Source organism: Gracilibacillus caseinilyticus (assembly GCF_022919115.1).
Taxonomy (GTDB): domain Bacteria; phylum Bacillota; class Bacilli; order Bacillales; family Amphibacillaceae; genus Gracilibacillus; species Gracilibacillus caseinilyticus.
Genome location: NZ_CP095072.1, coordinates 3066012 through 3085749 on the forward strand (window position 1 = coordinate 3066012; position 19738 = coordinate 3085749).

At 37.8% G+C, this 19738-nt stretch carries 16 protein-coding genes; 13 read left to right on the plus strand and 3 right to left on the minus strand.

The window, feature by feature from the left end; all coding sequences use genetic code 11:
• The first annotated feature begins 259 nt into the window (after positions 1 to 259).
• The 5 genes from MUN88_RS14450 to yihA all read left to right on the plus strand — a co-directional run bounded on the left by MUN88_RS14450 (position 260) and on the right by yihA (position 7464).
• On the plus strand, positions 260 to 1243 hold the full coding sequence (locus MUN88_RS14450) for a hypothetical protein (RefSeq protein ID WP_244716224.1): 984 nt from the start codon (positions 260 to 262) through the stop codon (positions 1241 to 1243).
• 170 nt (positions 1244 to 1413) lie between these two features.
• Entirely contained in the window at positions 1414 to 2700 is a 1287-nt protein-coding gene (tig, locus tag MUN88_RS14455; protein ID WP_244716225.1) for a trigger factor, read from the plus strand.
• 329 nt (positions 2701 to 3029) lie between these two features.
• Positions 3030 to 4301: an ATP-dependent protease ATP-binding subunit ClpX gene (gene clpX, locus MUN88_RS14460; RefSeq protein WP_244716226.1), complete on the plus strand. Its 1272-nt coding sequence runs from the start codon at positions 3030 to 3032 to the stop codon at positions 4299 to 4301.
• 261 nt (positions 4302 to 4562) lie between these two features.
• Complete coding sequence (lon, locus tag MUN88_RS14465; protein WP_244716228.1) at positions 4563 to 6896, plus strand: endopeptidase La; 2334 nt, start codon at positions 4563 to 4565, stop codon at positions 6894 to 6896.
• Positions 6883 to 7464 (plus strand): ribosome biogenesis GTP-binding protein YihA/YsxC, encoded by a 582-nt coding sequence (yihA, locus tag MUN88_RS14470; RefSeq protein WP_244716230.1) that lies wholly within the window; start codon positions 6883 to 6885, stop codon positions 7462 to 7464. The genes lon and yihA overlap by 14 nt, the downstream gene beginning before the upstream one ends.
• Positions 7465 to 8247: 783 nt before the next feature.
• Here the strand turns inward: yihA and MUN88_RS14475 are convergent.
• Both MUN88_RS14475 and MUN88_RS14480 read right to left on the minus strand, forming a co-directional pair.
• On the minus strand, positions 8248 to 9144 hold the full coding sequence (locus MUN88_RS14475) for a DMT family transporter (protein ID WP_244716233.1): 897 nt from the start codon (positions 9142 to 9144) through the stop codon (positions 8248 to 8250).
• 70 nt (positions 9145 to 9214) lie between these two features.
• The gene (locus MUN88_RS14480) at positions 9215 to 9694 is read right to left on the minus strand and encodes a LiaI-LiaF-like domain-containing protein (protein ID WP_244716235.1); all 480 of its coding nucleotides are present in this window, start codon (positions 9692 to 9694) and stop codon (positions 9215 to 9217) included.
• Positions 9695 to 9922: 228 nt separating this feature from the next.
• On the opposite strand from MUN88_RS14480, the gene hemA reads away from it, so the two are divergent.
• The 8 genes from hemA (at position 9923) to MUN88_RS14520 (ending at position 19006) form a co-directional block, all read left to right on the plus strand.
• Positions 9923 to 11290, plus strand: a complete 1368-nt coding sequence (gene hemA / locus MUN88_RS14485; RefSeq protein ID WP_244716237.1) for a glutamyl-tRNA reductase — start codon at positions 9923 to 9925, stop codon at positions 11288 to 11290.
• Positions 11291 to 11308: 18 nt separating this feature from the next.
• A complete protein-coding gene (locus MUN88_RS14490) occupies positions 11309 to 12127 on the plus strand; it encodes a cytochrome C assembly family protein (RefSeq protein WP_244716239.1) in 819 nt (272 codons plus the stop codon).
• A 24-nt stretch (positions 12128 to 12151) separates the two neighbouring features.
• A complete protein-coding gene (hemC, locus tag MUN88_RS14495) occupies positions 12152 to 13084 on the plus strand; it encodes a hydroxymethylbilane synthase (protein ID WP_244716241.1) in 933 nt (310 codons plus the stop codon).
• Positions 13081 to 13845 (plus strand): uroporphyrinogen-III synthase, encoded by a 765-nt coding sequence (locus MUN88_RS14500; RefSeq protein WP_244716243.1) that lies wholly within the window; start codon positions 13081 to 13083, stop codon positions 13843 to 13845. Before hemC ends, MUN88_RS14500 begins: the two co-directional genes overlap by 4 nt.
• Positions 13845 to 14825 carry a porphobilinogen synthase gene (gene hemB, locus MUN88_RS14505; RefSeq protein WP_244716245.1) on the plus strand — a complete coding sequence of 327 codons (981 nt, stop codon included), beginning with the start codon at positions 13845 to 13847 and terminating at the stop codon, positions 14823 to 14825. Before MUN88_RS14500 ends, hemB begins: the two co-directional genes overlap by 1 nt.
• Before the next feature lie 13 nt (positions 14826 to 14838).
• Complete coding sequence (gene hemL / locus MUN88_RS14510; protein WP_244724545.1) at positions 14839 to 16125, plus strand: glutamate-1-semialdehyde 2,1-aminomutase; 1287 nt, start codon at positions 14839 to 14841, stop codon at positions 16123 to 16125.
• 839 nt (positions 16126 to 16964) lie between these two features.
• A complete protein-coding gene (locus MUN88_RS14515; protein WP_244716248.1) occupies positions 16965 to 17921 on the plus strand; it encodes a LysM peptidoglycan-binding domain-containing protein in 957 nt (318 codons plus the stop codon).
• Between the two features lie 68 nt (positions 17922 to 17989).
• Positions 17990 to 19006 carry a phosphotransferase gene (locus tag MUN88_RS14520; RefSeq protein WP_244716250.1) on the plus strand — a complete coding sequence of 339 codons (1017 nt, stop codon included), beginning with the start codon at positions 17990 to 17992 and terminating at the stop codon, positions 19004 to 19006.
• Here the strand turns inward: MUN88_RS14520 and MUN88_RS14525 are convergent.
• A complete protein-coding gene (locus tag MUN88_RS14525; protein WP_501993624.1) occupies positions 19003 to 19191 on the minus strand; it encodes a YszA family small membrane protein in 189 nt (62 codons plus the stop codon). The genes MUN88_RS14520 and MUN88_RS14525 overlap by 4 nt on opposite strands.
• Between the last annotated feature and the right edge of the window lie 547 nt (positions 19192 to 19738).

The following is a 19738-nucleotide window of genomic DNA, read 5'->3' on the forward strand; positions in this document are numbered from 1 at the left end:
TCCGGGCTCGATGGAATCGAAGCGGTTGGACGGAGCTGCGTTCCAGAACACATTGTGGCATGGCTTGATTGTTTCGTATAGGTGCGTAACCAATTGTAGAAAAATAGATAGACTGTTATCGGCGGAGGAGTCTTTAGACATAGTCTTAACGACGTAAATGGAAAGGGATGGAAGAGTTCCTTTTATTCCTCCTACTTGTTTCTTTCCTTTAATAAATTTATAATAGTACTTACTACATATATAGAAGGCAGGTGAAAAGATGGAAGAACGGGAAAAGGTCATTATTTTTCCAAAATGGAAAGATAACCTTGAGGAAAAAGCAAAAACTGCCATGCAAGAAAATCAATTTAATCAAGCCTTCGAATATTTTGATCAACTTACGGACAACGGTGTTCAAACGCATGAAGTAATGACCGGAAAATTGATATGTATGATGGAACTGAATATGCAAGCAGACGCAGAAGAATTGTGTGAGGAACTGATCGCGAAGAAAGATAACTATTATGCTTCTTATGTACATATTTATGCCACCTTGTTATTTCAGTCAAGCAAATACAGTGAGGTCATGCACATAGTGGAGGATGCTTTATTACATACAGATATACCATCGCATATTATTAATCAGTTACAACATATGTATCAGTTGAGCAAAGAGTTGCAACAGCATGAAGATCAAAATTCGTATGCAGACGTGTTGGAACGATTAAATGTAGCTGTCTTTGAACGGAATGACCGGCAGCAATGGTACTTAGTGAAGCGTTTATTAAAGTTGGGAGTGTACCATGATAAACCACTGCTACGAGACATGCTGGCTGAGCCAACCATCCATCCGGTAGTCAAAACAGCCTTGCTGGAATACTTCGAACATGTCAAACTGAAAGAGCCAATACATATAGAAAAATTTCAAATAAAAGACATATGGCAAGTAGAGGAGGCAAACCCTGTATTACCAGTCACCTTCACTACAGGTGTACTACATTACTTAGATGACCTGCAACATGAAAACCCTACGGAATATCAAATGATTCAATTCATTCTGGAACGGTTTATGTATGTATACACACCTTTTTTGCCTCATGTCGAAAACTACCAATTACTGGCTGACGCCCTTTGTTATTATGTGAACAAAAGTTTTCAGCTGGTAGAGCCGGAGGATGAACGGCAAACCTCTAATCTTAAGAAACACTATGTCAACATGATTGAAACGTCAGAGACACTTTATGGCAGTCTCCTTGACGTTTGATTATCTCATATCATATATATTGCAAAAATTTTACTACATACGTTATTATTATTGAAAGCAAGTGCAATTATGTTATAATAAGATGGTTGCAATTTGCGTTCGGTCTATTATAGGATGGTATATTGAATGAACGTCAAAGATACAGATTTTTATGTTGGAGGGAATTTAGAATGACAGCAAAATGGGAAAAGCAAGAAGGTAATGTCGGTGTCCTTACGGTAGAAGTGGATGCAGACAAATTCGATAGTGCTTTAGACCAAGCTTTTAAGAAGGTCGTAAAACAAGTACAAGTACCAGGGTTCCGTAAAGGAAAGATGCCTAGAGGAATGTTCGAAAAACGTTTTGGTGTAGAATCATTATACCAAGATGCAGTAGATATTATTCTTCCTGGAGAGTATTCTAATGCAATTGATGAAACTGGAATCGAGCCAGTAGATCAGCCGGAAGTAGATATTGAACAAATCGAAAAAGGCAAAAACCTTATCTTTACTGCTAAAGTAACGGTTAAACCGGAAGTGAAGCTTGGAGACTACAAAGGACTTGAAGTCGAAGAGGAAAACACAGAAGTAAAAGATGAAGATGTAGATGCTGAAATTCAAAAACAACAAGAGCAACAAGCTGAACTTGTTGTTAAAGAAGATGGCGAAATCGTGGATGGCGATACAGCCGTTATTGATTTCGAAGGTTTTGTTGATGGAGAAGCTTTTGAAGGTGGTCAAGCGGAGAATCATTCGCTAGAAATCGGTTCTGGTCAGTTTATTCCAGGCTTTGAAGAGCAACTAATCGGCAAAAAAGCTGGTGAAGAAACAGAAGTACAAGTAACTTTCCCTGAAGAATACCATGCAGACAACTTGGCAGGTAAAGAAGCTACTTTTAAAGTTAAAGTTCACGAGATCAAAGCAAAAGAATTACCTGAATTAGATGATGAATTTGCTAAAGATGTTGATGAAGAAGTAGAATCATTAGACGAATTAAAAGAAAAAACGAAAAAACGTCTACAAGAACAAAGAGAAAACGAAGCAGATTCAAATAAACGTGAAGACTTAATTCAGCAAGCTTCTGATAATGCAGAAGTTGAAATTCCAGAAGCAATGGTACAATCTGAATTAGATCGTATGCTTCAGGAATTCGAACAAAGACTTCAAATGCAAGGTATGACATTGGATATGTACTTCCAATTCTCAGGTCAAGATGAAGAAGCATTAAAAGCACAAATGCAAGAAGATGCTGGTAAACGTGTTAAAACGAATTTAACACTTGAAGCTATTGCTCAAGCTGAGAATGTAGAAGTAACAGATGAAGATGTAGAGAAAGAATTAGAACAAATGGCTTCCATGTATAACATGGAAATCGACCAAATCAAACAAGCGCTTGGTGGTAACACAGCAGCACTTCAAGATGATTTGAAATTCAAGAAGGCAATTGATGTCCTTGTAGATAATGCAAAAGTAAAATAAATCAATCAGCAAAACAAGGTGCGTACGTCCGTACCTTGTTTTCTATCCATATTCATACTTATAATTCAAGCCCCATCATACATAAATTTTTGCAGAATGCAATATAAGGATATAGATTTGGGAAGACTAACATATACATAAAGAAAACTGTTACCAAAAATGCAACATGTTTGTCATCGAGGTAAAAGACTGGTACGCTTCTACAAACAATGAAAAAGTGTATTACTTTTTTATTTTGAAACAATCTGATATGATTGCTTAAAGACGAGTAAACAGCTCATCGTTTTTGGGAACTTATCGTAATATTTTTTGATCAAGGGGTGAATGTCATGTATAAATTTAATGAAGAAAAAGGCCAATTAAAGTGTTCATTCTGTGGTAAAAGCCAAGACCAAGTTCGTAAGCTAGTGGCTGGCCCAGGAGTTTATATATGTGATGAATGTATTGATTTATGTACGGAAATTGTGGAAGAGGAATTAGGTACAGATGAAGAAGTTGAATACAAAGATATTCCGAAGCCACAAGAAATTTGTGAAATTCTGGACGACTACGTAATCGGTCAACAAAAAGCAAAGAAGAATTTGTCCGTAGCGGTTTACAATCATTATAAACGGATTAACGCACCGAAAGCGAAAGACGATGTAGAATTATCGAAAAGTAACATTGCGATGATCGGACCTACTGGTAGTGGTAAAACATTACTTGCGCAGACTCTTGCACGTATTCTTAATGTTCCGTTTGCAATTGCAGATGCTACTTCTTTAACAGAAGCAGGTTACGTTGGGGAAGACGTGGAGAATATTCTGCTCAAATTAATTCAGGCTGCAGACTACGATGTAGAAAAAGCAGAAAAAGGTATTATCTATATTGATGAAATTGATAAAGTAGCACGTAAATCGGAGAATCCATCGATTACACGTGATGTTTCTGGTGAAGGGGTACAGCAAGCCCTGCTTAAAATCTTAGAAGGTACGACAGCAAGTGTACCTCCTCAAGGTGGCAGAAAGCATCCTCATCAAGAATTTATCCAAATTGACACGACGAATATTCTATTCATCTGTGGTGGTGCATTTGATGGTATCGAACAGATCGTCAAACGTCGTCTAGGTAAGAAAGTGATCGGCTTTGGTGCAGATTCAGATAATCAGGAAATGGATAAAGCGACATTGTTATCCAAAGTGTTACCAGAAGATTTATTACGTTTTGGTCTTATTCCGGAATTCATTGGCCGTTTGCCGGTAATTGGAAGTCTGGAACCATTAGATGAAAAAGCGTTAGTTGAAATCTTAACCAAACCAAAGAATGCGCTAGTAAAACAATATAATAAATTGTTTGATATTGATAACGTCGAATTGGAATTTGAAGAAGGTGCTCTTGAAGCTGTCGCTCAAAAAGCAATTGAACGTAAAACAGGTGCACGTGGACTTCGTTCCATCCTCGAAGGTATCATGCTTGATGTGATGTTTGAATTACCTTCACGTGACGACATCAAAACATGTGTCATTACGGAAGAAACGGTATCAAAAGAAAATGGCCGACCGAAATTAATCCATGAAGATGGTACGGTACTTGATTTACAATCTCCAAAAGAGAGTGCATAAAGAAAAAAATCCCTTGTTATCGAAACAAGGGATTTTGTATGTTTGCTGTTAATATGATAAAACTAAGCTGGAACATACCTTTTAGATTTACAAAGAAACGAAACTTCTTTAAACTGATAACAATAGATGAGTAAAACCAATGAACTAGGTATTTGTTATTTCATACGCAGGGAAAGAAAGCAGATAAGTGTTGATCGTATCTGCCATTAGACTCGGGTGAATTCCATGTACTTAGAGAAGTAGCTATGATGGAGGTGCCACATGACAGAATCAAACTTTTTACATATTCCACTTTTGCCTTTGAGAGGTCTAATTGTATTTCCAGGTATGGTCATTCATTTAGATGTCGGGAGGGAAAAATCAATAGAATCTTTAGAAAAAGCAATGATGAATGATCAACATATTTTCCTGTCTGCACAGAAAGAAAGTGCGATTGAAGACCCCGACAAAGAGGATATTCAGGTGATTGGAACAGTTGCGAAAGTAAACCAAATGTTAAAATTGCCAAATGGTACAATGCGAGTGCTGGTAGAAGGTTTGTACCGTGCGGAAATCAAAAAATTTATTAATGAAGAAAAACAATTTTTTGTTGAGATAAATCCTTTAGATGACAGCCATCAGAAACCTGCAGAAGAAGATGCTTTACGTAGAGCATTACTCGAGCAATTTGAACATTATTCAAAAGTATCGAAAAAAATCACGAAAGACACAGTAGCCACTGTAATGGATATTGAAGACCCAAGTCGATTTGCTGATATTGTAGCATCTCACATTGCATTAAAAATGTCAGACAAACAAGATGTTTTGGAAACTAGAGATGTGGCCAAACGCTTGCGGAAGTTATTAGAGATTATTTCCAATGAACAGGAAGTATTGGAATTAGAGCGCAAAATAGGTCAGCGGGTTAAAAAATCAATGGAAGAAACGCAAAAAGAATATTATTTGCGGGAACAGATGAAAGCCATCCAAAAAGAATTAGGCGAAAAAGACGGGCGAACTGGCGAGTTACAAGCTTTGCGTGAGAAATTAGAAGAGAAGGCATTACCGGAGCGAATTCAGGAAGTAGTCGAAAAAGAATTAAATCGCTACGAACGTGTGCCGCAAAGCTCTGCGGAAAGCTCTGTTATCCGTAATTATATTGATTGGTTATTAACATTGCCGTGGCAGGAAGAAACAGAAGATAATCTTAATATTCACCATGCGGAAGATGTGTTGAATGCTGATCATTATGGATTAGAAAAAGTGAAAGAACGTGTATTGGAATATCTTGCTGTACAACAGTTAACTAATTCATTAAAAGGACCAATTCTTTGTTTAGTCGGCCCTCCCGGTGTAGGTAAAACGTCACTGGCAAGATCGGTTGCCAGAGCAATTGATCGTCATTTTGTTCGTATCTCACTTGGTGGTGTAAGGGACGAAGCGGAAATTCGTGGTCATCGCCGTACATATGTGGGGGCGATGCCAGGCAGAATAATTCAAGGTATGAAAAAAGCAGAAACGATAAATCCAGTATTCTTATTAGATGAAATTGATAAGATGTCAAACGATTTTCGAGGTGATCCATCTTCAGCGATGCTGGAAGTATTAGATCCAGAACAGAACAATACGTACAGTGACCATTACCTGGAGGAAACGTATGATTTATCGAAGGTAATGTTTATTGCAACAGCTAACAATTTAGCCACAGTTCCACGTCCATTGCTGGATCGTATGGAAGTCATTTCAATTGCCGGATATACAGAGTTGGAGAAGTTAAATATTGCCAAACAACACTTGTTGCCAAAACAATTGAAAGAAAATGGTCTCAAAAAAGGGCACCTGCAAATTCGGGATGAAGCTTTAATCAAGCTCATCAGAGTGTACACGCGAGAAGCGGGAGTGCGTGGATTAGAAAGACAGCTTGCATCCGTTTGCCGTAAAGCAGCTAAAATTATTGTTTCCTCGGAGAAACAACGTGTCATCGTAACCGAGAAACAATTAGAGAATATTCTTGGTAAGCCAATATTCCGTTACGGATTAATGGAATCAGAAAATCAAGTCGGTGCTGCCACAGGACTAGCTTACACTGCGGCTGGTGGAGACATATTGTCGATTGAGGTCAGCCTTGCAAAAGGAAAAGGGAAGTTAACCTTAACAGGTAAGTTAGGGGATGTAATGAAGGAATCTGCGCAAGCAGCTTTCAGCTATATTCGATCACGTGCATCAGAATTGAAAATTGAACCTGATTTTCATCAAAACTTTGATATTCATATCCATGTTCCTGAAGGTGCAACGCCGAAAGATGGTCCATCTGCAGGTATTACAATGGCAACGGCTTTAATTTCTGCATTAACAGGCAGACCGGTTCGGAAAGAAGTGGGGATGACCGGTGAGATTACATTGCGTGGCAGAGTGTTGCCGATCGGTGGTCTGAAAGAGAAAACATTAAGTGCGCATCGAGCGGGGATTACAACGATTATCATGCCAGCTGATAATCGGAAAGATCTGGAGGATATTCCGGATAGCGTACGAGAAGGATTAACGTTTATACCAGTTGATCATTTAGACACCGTATTAGAATATGCATTATTGGAGGAGAAGGATGAAAGTAAGTAAAGCAGAAATTGTGATAAGTGCAGTATCTGAGAAGCAGTATCCGTCGGACAGACGTCCAGAAATTGCCTTAGCGGGACGATCCAATGTCGGTAAATCGTCTTTCATAAACAAATTAATCAATCGGAAAAATTTAGCAAGAACCTCATCAAAGCCTGGTAAAACACAAACATTAAACTTCTATAATATCAATGATATTCTTTATTTTGTGGATGTACCAGGATACGGTTATGCGAAAGTTTCGAAAAAAGAGCGAGAAAAATGGGGAAGAATGATGGAAGAATACTTCTCGCTTCGTGATACACTCAAGTTAACGGTTTTAATTGTTGATATTCGCCATAAGCCAACAGAAGACGATAGGATGATGTATGACTTTTTAAAACATTATGAAATCCCGGTATTGGTGATTGCAACGAAGTTAGATAAAATACCGAAAAACAAAAAATCAGCCCATCTAAAACAAGTAATCGATACGCTCGATTTAGATCAAGAAGACACCGTAATCCCATTCTCTGCTGAAACAAGCGAGGGTAAAGAAGACGCATGGAGCTATCTGTCTAAATATATTTAACATGTGAGCAGTATGTAGAATGAGAAACTCTGCATACTGCTTTTTTTGTATGCAAGAATAGGTTATTGCGGATTGTGCTTTACATCAAAAGCTGTTATCAGATAAGAAAAACCGAGAAAGCCCACCTGGTCCTAACTAACATAAATAATAAATAATATACAACTACCTATAATATGGATTATGTAAAGAGGAACTGTGTTACAATGTGGGCATTTTAAATAGATTTCATGTGCTTAACTAAGCTCCGGAAATATGCTTCGCGTCCTGTGGGCACGGCTTCAGCTAACTTTGGAAAGAAAATTCTTTTCTTTCCAAAGTGGATCTTCAGCTCGCGCTGATTCCACGGGAGTCTCCGCATATTTCCTACGCTTTAGGGAAGTGCTACAGCGTTTGTAACAGCTAAAAGTAAGGATTTTAAGCATTGTTACAGTGAATGATGAAATCGGTGGAGACTGCCCAAAATGCTACCTCTTGCGTCAGATGTAGAACCAATACTAGAGCGGAGGCCAACCATGGAGACTCCCGCGGGACATGCAGGTGCTGAAGATCCACTTTGTGAAGTGATCTTCTTCACAAAGTTAGCTTCAGCCGTGCCCCGCAGGACGCGGAGTGGTTGGGCGGAGCGGTCTCCCAGCATATGAAACATTTCAAAGTTACCACTGTGTTAGTTGACATAATCCATATTATAAGAACCCATCAATCATGTTTAGGATGTTTACTTCTATGACTATACTTTTATACTTTCTTACTTGGCAAAAAAAGAAACCAGACAAATTCCGGTTTCTATCGTTTAACGGTTATTTTTCGTTTTTTTCGGTATACAGTCATAAACGCAGCGCTTATGACCAAAATAATCCCGAATGTCTGGAATAAAGTCAGCTGATCATCGAAAATGATCACACCGACTAATACTGCGACAATTGGTTCCATTGCTCCTAATATCGCTGCTTTACTTGATTCAATATAAGCAAGCCCTAGCGTGTACAACGTATATGCAGCAATTGTTGAAATAATCGCAATTCCAGCAATATTTAACCAAACCTCAATGGATTGGAAGGAATCTGTTTTATTCCATAGCCCGCTGGTTGGCAAGATAAAGATACTCCCTGTCAGTAAGGCATAAACGGTTGTAGTGAGAAAATTATAGTGTCTGCTTACTTGTTTACCAATAATACTGTATAATCCACAGAAAAACGCAGAAAGTATTCCTAGAATAATACTGATTAGGGGAATACTTAAGTTGCCAAAAGGAAATAATCCGATCGCTAGCGCACAACCAATAACCGTCAAACTCAAGGAAATAATTTTACTTCTGGTTATCGGCTCATGGAAAAGGAAACGGGACAAAATGGTAACAAAAATCGGTGCAGTGTACAGTAAAACGACAGCTATTGAGACAGAAGTCTGTTGCATGACGGTGAAATAACACCAATTGAAAAAGACAATGCTCCCTACCCCTAAACCGAAGAAATGTGGAAGATGTTTCCATTGGATTTTTAATTTCTTTGGCTGGGTCAATAATAAAACAATCAATAATATAGTAGAGGAAACAGTCAGCCGTATCGCAACAATCTCCCAGGCAGTAAAGCCATAACTATATAAGCTGTCAACAAATAATCCAGTAAGTCCCCAGAATCCGGCGCCAATCATTGTCAACATATACGCAACATAGTTCTTCATACAGTCACCTTCTTTTCTCTCTCTATTATCAAAGGATTAGTATTCCGAATCATGTTAAGCTTAGCACAATTTATTTCTTTTTCAAGAGTAAATAAGCGCCTAAACCAATTAAAATAATCGGCCAGAAACGTTCTAGCCAGTTCATTGCTTGATTAATCCAGCTAAACCAGCTTGGTTGTTGATCAGCAAAAATCGCAAATAAAGAAATACCTAACAAAATAAGTCCTGGAATAAAGCCGTTTTTCGTTTTTAGACCACGTAACAGAAACGCTATTGCGACAATAATTGTAAACATGGCCCAATGATCTAGCCAGAATGCATAATGGTTTAAGCCGTGAAAGTGAATGCCTAATCCTAACAGAATAACACCTGGGAATATATTGGCATAATCTTTAATTGAGAAGGCATAAATGAGAAATGCAGCACCAACTAATATTAATAACGTCGGCCAAGAATAAAAATCGGTAAAAACGGGTATACGTAGTTCACGAAGTAAAAAATATATACCGATACCAATTAATAAATAGGCGACAAGTCCATTTTTCTTCAACTAGAAACACTCCTAAATTAAAATGATTATTATGTAAAATTAATTTTCTTGATAAAATATATAAAATATGATAAATTACTTAATGAACAATGAAAACGAACATCACTTTTTTATTTTAGCATAGATGATTCATATACTGTTCATAAAAACATCACGAATTCTAATGTAATTCATGTTATACTATTAATAAATGTGTGTTAGGTTTTTGTTTTTTTGGGGGTAGATATCGTGCATATCATAACAGCAGGTATAAATTATAAAACAGCGCCTGTCGAAGTTAGAGAAATGCTCGCATTTCGTGAGGATGGCTTAATCGAAGCTATGACAGAGCTAAATAGCAGAAAAAGTATATTAGAGAACGTCATTGTTTCGACATGTAATCGCACCGAAATTTATGCGGTCGTGGATCAACTTCATACAGGCAGATATTTCATTAAGCAATTTTTGGCTGATTGGTTTGGTATTGAGAAAGAAGTATTTGTTCCCTATATCATCTTTTATGAAAATGAAGCAGCAGTGGAGCATCTATTTCGTTTGAGCTGTGGATTAGAATCAATGGTTATGGGGGAAACACAAATTTTGGGGCAAGTGAAACAAACCTTTCTTCAAGCACAGCAGCACAAGTTGACGGGTACCATTTTTAATGAGCTGTTTAAACAAGCTATAACAATTGGTAAGAGAAGTCAACGTGATACTATGATTGGTGAAAGTGCAGTTTCTGTAAGTTATGCAGCTGTAGAATTAGCGAAAAAGATTTTCACCGACTTACAGAAAAAACACGTCGTCATCATAGGTGCTGGAAAAATGGGTGAATTAGCTGCCAAAAACCTGGTCGGGTCTGGTGCTGTGCAAGTAACAGTAGTGAACCGGACGATGGATAAGGCTGAACAATTAGCTAAACAATTTAATGGTGCAGCTAAATCAATGGATAAGCTGGAAGAGTCATTAGTTGCTGCTGATATTGTCATCAGTTCGACTGGTGCCGATCAATACATGATCACGAAAGATTTGTATCGCAAGGTAGAAAAACAGCGTAAAGGTCGTCCACTATTTTTAGTCGATATTGCTGTTCCAAGAGATTTAGATCCAGCACTGGAAGCAGTAGACAATGTCTTCCTTTATGATATTGATGACTTGCAACATGTCGTTGACAGTAATTTAGAAGCTAGAAAAGAAGCAGCAGAAGAAGTGGAACTTTGGATCGAAGAAGCAATTGTTGCATTTAATGAATGGTTACAAACATTAGGTGTTGTACCAGTTATTACAGCGTTACGTGAACAAGCGCTCGAGATTCAAAAAGAAACCATGAAAAGTATAGAACGCAAAATGCCTAACTTAACAGATCGTGAACGCAAAGTATTGAATAAGCATACGAAAAGTATAGTGAATCAACTATTGAAACAACCGATATTGCAAGCAAAAGAATTAGCAGGTCAAAAAAATGCGGAGCAATCATTATCATTATTTATGCAAATTTTTGACATCGAAGATTTAGTGAACGAAAACGTTCAAAAAACGGAAGATGATAAAGTTATTACCTTTGATAAAAAGAAGGAGAAAATGATACAAAAACTACAAAATGTGTCTACACATTAATTGGGTGGTTTTCCCTTTATGTTGGCTGAACGAATTATTCATGAGTGCATGTTGATGTTATACGGCTTAAGTGTCATATTTTATTTTATAGATTTTCTTTACCAAAACCGGAAAGCAAACCAAATTGCTTTCTGGTTGCTTTCTGTTGTTTGGATTCTTCAAACCATTTTTTTATTAACGGAGATATGGCAAAATTCCAGTTTGCCAATTCAGACATTGCATGATGGTTTATATACGTATACATGGATCATTATTACGTTCTCACTAGTGGTACATCGATTTTTTCAACTTGAATTTTTTATGTTTTTTATGAGTGTGTTTGGATTCTTCTTTATGATTGTGCATACATTGCAATCAGTGAGACTGACTGATTCCAATCAAATTCCGATGGTATTGAATGAAATGTTATTTGCACATATCGTACTGGCCTTGCTATCCTATGGATTATTTACGATTTCGTTTATTTTAGCTTGTTTATATTTTATGCAATATCAGTTATTAAAACGAAAAATAGGGTATAAATGGTTAAGGAGATTCCAAGACTTGGAAGGATTAGAAAAGCGTGCTTTTCATCTGATTGTACTTGCTGAACCGATGTTAATACTGTCCATCATTTTAGGTGTTGTCTGGGCTTATATGACGGGGACGGAGTTTTATTGGGGCGACAGTAAGACAATCGGTTCCATACTTGTTTTTATTATTTATGCAGGTTACTTGTATATTCGGATTAAACAAGGGTATCGTGGCAAGAAGATATTAACATGGAACATTATCGCTTTTCTGATGTTATTAATTAATTTCTTTTTATTTAACAGTTTATCGAACTTTCATATGTAAATTTGGATCAAGGGGGCGTCATGAATGCGCAAAATAGTCGTAGGTTCAAGAAGGAGTAATTTAGCATTAACACAATCGGAATGGGTGATTGAGCAGTTACAAGAACACGCTGGTGATCAATATCAGTTCGAAATCAAAAAAATCGTAACTAAAGGAGATCAAATTCTTAATGTTACGTTATCGAAAGTCGGCGGAAAAGGTCTTTTTGTTAAAGAAATTGAGAATGCTATGTATGACAAAGAGATTGATTTTGCTGTTCATAGTATGAAGGATATGCCTGCAGTCATGCCAGAAGGATTAATCATCGGCTCCATTCCGGTACGTGAAGATCACCGCGATGCCTTTATTTCCAATAATCATGTTGCCTTTAAGGATTTACCTGCAGGAGCGGTGATAGGGACAAGCAGTTTGAGAAGAGGATCACAAATTTTAGCAGCACGTCCTGATTTGGATATTCAGTGGATTAGAGGGAATATCGAAACTCGTATGCGCAAGTTAAAAGAAGAAAACTTTGATGCGATTATTTTAGCTGCAGCTGGGCTGAAACGGATGAACTGGAGCGAGAATATCGTGACCGAATATCTGGAACCTGAAGTTTGTGTGCCTGCTGTCGGTCAAGGTGCGTTAGCGATTGAATGTCGCGAAGATGATAAGGAATTATTGCAATTGCTTACTAAAATAAATGACGATTATACAACCAAAACCGTCACAGCTGAACGAACTTTCTTGCATTTACTTAATGGTGGCTGTTCCGTTCCAATCGGAGGTTATGCTTATCTGAATGGAGATAATGTTATATTAACAGCAATGGTTGCCAGCACGGATGGAAAAACTGTCTTGAAAGAAACGGTAACTGGTACGGATCCTGATCAAGTTGGAAAAGAGGCAGCAGAGAAACTCCAGGCACGTGGTGCACAATATTTAGTCGACGAAGCGATCGAGGAGAACCAGGAATGACCAAGCCTTTAACAGGCAAAAGAATAATGGTGACGAGGGAAGCGAAACAAGCGCTTCCTTTAGTCTATTTACTGGAATCTTACGGTGCTAGTTGTGAGAGAGTTCCTCTTCTCCTTTTTGAAAGATGTTTATCGAAAGGTAATCAAAAAATCATGCAGCAAATTAGTCAATTTGATTGGCTTTTCTTCACTAGTGTGAATACCGTACGTTTCTTTGATCAATACGTAAAAGAATTTGATCTGAAAATTGATCAAAAAATTGCTGCGGTCGGTGAGAAAACCGCTCAACTTCTTGAAGAGCTTGGATATCCTGTCGATTTTATTCCTTCTATTTTTGATGGGAGTACAATGGTTCACGAATTTCATCAACTTGTTTCATCCCCTCATATTGCTTTATTATGTGGGAGTAACGCAAGGAGAGAGATTCCTAAACAATTACAACGACAAGGTCTTTCTTTTGAAAAAATAGTGATTTATCGTACAATAAAAAATAAAGAAGTAATACCATTGCTTCAGGAAAAAGCGACAGAAATGGATGCTGTATTTTTTACAAGTCCATCAACGGTAAAGGCTTTTCATGAATTCTTACCTGCTTCGCTTTTGGAACAAGTAAAGGAAAAAGCGACAGCTGTTGCCATTGGTACGACAACGAGCGAGGCGCTTGAAAAGTATGCTTTTCGTCATATCATTTATCCTGAAACATTTACAATTGAAAATATGGTAGCTACTTATATTGAATACATAAGAGAAGGTGATAAATAATGTCTACAACACCATTTGATCGCCATCGTCGCTTACGTTCTTCCAGCGTTATGCGCCGATTCGTTCGTGAAACAGAATTACAAGTAAATGATTTAGTTTATCCGTTATTTGTCGTCGAAGGAGACCAAATCAAAAACGAAGTCTCCTCTATGCCAGGTGTTTATCAGGTATCCCTCGATTACTTGGATGAAGAGATTGATGAATTACTGAAATTAGGTATCCCGTCTGTTCTTTTATTCGGTATACCGAAAGAAAAAGACGAAGTTGGCTCAGGTGCATATGATCCAGATGGAATTGTTCAAGTAGCAATTCGTCAAATTAAAGCAAAAACGGATCAGCTACTCGTGATCGCCGATACATGTTTATGTGAGTACACATCACATGGCCATTGTGGAGTCATTGAACATGGAGATGTAGATAATGATAAATCATTACCTTTACACGTAAAAACGGCTGTAACACAAGCTGAAGCTGGGGCAGATATTATCGCACCATCGAACATGATGGATGGCTTTGTAACAGAAATTCGTGAAGGCTTAGATGAAGAAGGGTATACGAATATTCCGATTATGTCCTATGCAGTCAAGTATGCCTCTGCATTTTATGGGCCGTTCCGTGATGCAGCTGATAGTACGCCACAGTTTGGGGATAGAAAAACGTATCAGATGGATCCTTCTAATCGATTAGAAGCAATCAGAGAAGCCACGTCTGATATGGCAGAAGGAGCAGATTTCTTAATTGTAAAGCCAGCTCTTTCTTATATGGATATAATACGAGAAGTAAAGAACGAATTTCCTGTACCAGTTGTAGCCTACAATGTTAGTGGGGAATACTCAATGGTAAAAGCAGCCAGTCTCAATGGATGGGTTGATGAACAAGCGATAGTACTAGAGAAGCTGACTGCGATGAAACGGGCTGGAGCGGATATCATTATTACGTATTTTGCGAAAGATGTAGCAAAATGGTTACAAGAAAAATAAGGAGGCGATCATGATGCGAGAAAATCAAAAATCTGTTGATGCATATAAAGAGTCGGTGGAATTAATGCCAGGTGGTGTCAATTCACCAGTGCGAGCTTTCAAATCAGTAGGAATGAATCCTATTTATATGGATTACGGAAAAGGATCAAAAATTTACGACATTGATGGCAATGAATACATTGATTATGTGCTAAGCTGGGGTCCGTTAATTTTGGGTCATGCAGATGATCGAGTAGTCACTAAATTAAAAGAGGTGGCTGAAAAAGGAACAAGCTTTGGCGCACCGACTTTATTAGAGAATGAATTAGCACAATTAGTGATTGATCGTGTTCCTTCCATTGAGATGGTACGAATGGTTAATTCCGGTACAGAAGCAACAATGAGTGCATTACGTCTGGCACGAGGCTATACAGGAAAAAATAAAATCCTTAAATTTGAAGGGAATTATCATGGTCATGGGGATTCTCTATTAATAAAAGCAGGGTCTGGTGTAGCGACATTAGGTTTACCTGACAGTCCTGGAGTACCTGAAAGTGTTGCACAGCATACAATTACAGTGCCATATAATGATATCGAAAGCGTTCGGTATGCATTTGAACAATTTGGAGATGACATTGCGGCTGTGATTGTTGAACCTGTTTCTGGTAATATGGGAGTTGTTCCGCCGAAGGACGACTTTTTACAAATATTACGTGATATCACTAACCAGTACCAATCCTTGTTGATCTTTGATGAAGTAATGACGGGATTCCGAGTTGACTACCATTGTGCCCAGGGATATTTCGAGGTGACCCCTGATTTAACTTGTTTAGGAAAAGTTATAGGTGGAGGTCTACCCGTTGGCGCTTATGGCGGAAAGCGTGAAATCATGGAATGTATTGCCCCGGTTGGTGATATTTATCAAGCTGGAACATTATCTGGTAATCCGCTTGCTATGACAGCAGGTCTGGAAACATTAAAAGCAATGGATCGTTCTTCTTATGATGATATCAATACGAAAGTAGACCGTTTAATCGAAGGATATAGACTGGCTGCAGATAAATATAATATTCCTCTGCAAATTAATCGAGCTGGATCAATGGTAGGTATCTTCTTCGCAAACGAGCCTGTGATTAATTATGAGACAGCTTCTAAATCGAACACAGAAGCGTTTGCCACCTATTACCGGACAATGGCAGAAGAAGGCATATTCCTTCCACCTTCTCAATTCGAAGGTCTGTTCCTGTCTATATCTCATACAGACGCAGACATTGAAAAAACAATCGCAGCAGTCGAAAAAGCATTTCAAAAATTATCATAACCCGAAAAGCTTACAGGCCCACATAGGCTTGTAAGTTTTTTTCATGAGGTAAGAAAGTATAAAATCACTGTCATAAAGATGTTAAAGATGTACTATAGAGGTAGATCAAGATTTTTTAAAAACTGGCTACCTATAATATGGATTATGTAAACTAACCATTACTAACCAAGCATCCATATTGAAATATTTAATGTGCTAAGATACCGCTTCAGCCAACCACTCCGCGTCCTGCGGGGCACGGCTGAAGCTAACTTTGTGAAGAAGGGCACTTCACAAAGTGGATCTTCAGCACCTGCATGTCCCGCGGGAGTCTCCGTGGTTGGCCTACGCTATGGTACTTGTTCTACAACAAATGCATGAGGTAGCATATTGGTCTTCTAACAATATGAACTATAAAAAATAAGCATCTACACCTTAGTAAATAGAATGCCTAGTACCATTGCTTTTAGCTGTTCCTATTGTTGTAGAACTTCTCTCAAGCGTAGAAAATAGGCGGAGACTCCTCATGCGTCAGCGCGAGCTGAAGATCCACTTTGTAAAGAAAAGAATTTTCTTTACAAAGTTAGCTGAAGCCGTGCCCCACAGGACGCGGAGCCAATTTCCGGAGCTTTGTTACGTAGATAAAACATGTCAAAATGGCCAACTTGTCATACAGTGGTAGTTTACATAATCCATATTATGGGTAGCTATGATTTAAACGGCTGATAAGAATTTCGCTGTTCGTTCTGCGGTGTTATACAACTTCTATTTGTCAAGCTTGCATATTTTTCTTCCTCACAACATATAGTTTAATGAAATGCTAGTACGCCTTAGCTAAGCAAAAGGAAGGGGGAAGTGCTTTGCAAGAAGCCTTTACATTTAATATTCATGAAGTGGTTGCATTTGAGAATGAACAGCAGATCAAGGAAATGTTAGGGATAGGTCTGGAACCTGTTATATCAATGGAGGAACTAGGTAATACACTCTCGATTAGAGGTGTGATGGAACTTAAAGGAGAATATATTAAAAGCGATACACCGGATCTTAGGGTGGAAGAACCGGTGAACGGCAATTATGTCGAACGAGTAGAATCGTTATCAGATGAAGTGAATGAGTTTTTTCATAAATTTCTCATTGATGTCTCTGTCCCGCTCGATCGTATTGCATCTTTAGATGATGTGTTTATAGAAGTCGATCACTTCGATTATAATTTGGACGCTGTCAATGAAATGACGATTGAGGCAACATTAGCTATTCATGGCTTGCAAGAACCACAACCGGAACCTGCAGTAGAAGAAGAGAGAGAGTTTACAGAAGAAACGGAATTGCTAGCTTTTGAAGAAAACCGATTCGATGAGCAGACAGAAGATGCAGCAGAGACGTTTCATTTAGAAATGGATGAAGAAGATCTCGAATCAACTGAAGAAGAAGAAAAAGAAGAGGAAAAAGTGGTACCTATCACAAGCGTTCGAGCAATGCAGGAGGGTGAAGATCAAGAAATAGAAGACAGTCACGCTCAAGAGGATGATGTATCAGCTGAGGAAGAGGATTTTGAAGAAGAAGAGGAAAAATTACATGTGAAAACCAGAAACGAGCCTCAAGATGAGACATCCTATTTGTTAAACGTTTTTGCGGATGAAGAAGCCTCGAGCTATACGAGGTTGAAACTTTATATTGTACAGCCAGATGACCAAATTCATACTATTGCCGAACGATATCAACTTTCATCTAAACACATTATGAGAGTAAATCGTTTAGAAGATGAAGATGTTTCAGCTGGACAATTGATTTATATTCCGGTTCCTACTGAAGAATAATTTGTTAGTCCCTTGGTAGCTTGTCAAGGGATTTTTTATTTGATGAATCAGAAATGGAGGGTTTGCCGATGGAATGGTCACAATTATTGCAATCATATCAATTGCAGCCAGAGTCAATTGAGCAAATAACAGACCGTCTATACAAAATTGAAGCCGATCATCAACAATATGCGTTAAAGCATGCGAGGCTGTTACCAGAAGACGTCGGAAGGTGGCAGGCAATCCAACAATATATTCAGGAAAAAAAGATATTTGGTTTTGTACCTGTCTATTATACTGTCCACCAGCAGCCGTTTGTGGAAGACAACGGAGATATTTATTATCTGATGCCATGGGTTAACCGGGAAATTTCAGACCAGCCAATAGATGAATATGCAACAGCTATTCACACAATTGGCAAGTTGCATGCAGCAACGATGGATTATCATAAGATTGATGCGGTTAAACAAAATCGGAGAACATTAGAAAAACAATTTGAGCAGGAGCTTACTTACTGTCGTGAACAAATGCTGCAATATGTTCGCTTTTTTGAAGCAAAACGATTCATGGCACCCGCAGAATTACAAATATGCATGTATTATCGTGACATGGAGCAATTATTTAATAAAATGGAAGAGTGGCAAGAGATTTATTTAGACAGGATGGAAGAAACCGATCAGATGAAATACACGTTATGTCATGGAAATGTAAAACCATCCCATTATATGATTACGGGAATGAATACTTATTTATTAAATTGGGAGTATGCATTAATGACTTCGCCGACTTATGATTTAGTATCGTATTATCAATATTTATTCCGGTTTCATGACTGTGACATGGATAAAATCACAGAATCATTTTCAGTATATTGCCGATATATAGATTTATCAGACTATGAGAAAGCATTGCTTGTATTGCAACTGTTGTCACCCCATAACTGGTTTCAATCTATGTCGGACACCCTTCAGCCTAGAAGGGGCACAAGTAATGTAAGAAAGTCCATTGAAATCGAAAAAGAGTTCCGTAAACTGTTTCACGGCTTCCAAATGCAAGAATATATCTACCAGACACTGAAAACGGACCCTGTAGATGAATTAGGTTAAATCCATTCCAATTGAAAGGCGAGCAGGATACCAATTAATATCCCTAATAATAAAACATCAAAGGTTGTAGGGAAAAATACGGTGCGAATCCCTTGAAATACGACGATTGGTAAAATACAACGCTCACAGATTAAGATCCATTCTCTCGCCCAAGGAGGTAGACGGTATCGATAATAACGTGCCACGATATCACCTCATTTTCATTATATTTTTGTTATATTCTAGCTTATGCAGTCAAAGTGGAATCGTACCCCATATTTATTAATCGAATTTTGAAATAAACGGAAAGAACTACATCATTCATGTTAGCCGAGTGATAAATAAGGGGTTCGCACGCTAAGTTAAAATACTTAGTTCAAAATTAGTAAAAAAGTATTTTTTTTGCAGGAAAATTGATTTTTTTATCGAATATATATTATTAGAATATATTAATCAAAGAAGTCTCTATCGGATGCGTATAAGAGGTTGTCTTCAATATGAGAAGTAGCATAAATTTATTTAATTTAATTATTTCCCAGTATTATCATACGCTGACAATGGCAGACAAGCATCACTGTATTAAATTCAATTTTTCTGGATGTTACAAAAGAATCATCTGTTTTGGAATGCGTTGCTGAATAGTAGATACAGCAAGGATTCTGCACTATCATTCAAATGTATAACAAAGTGTATAAACAGGTTTATTGTAATGAATTTTGCTAATTCATCACCTAATTAGCAAATAGTAAAAAA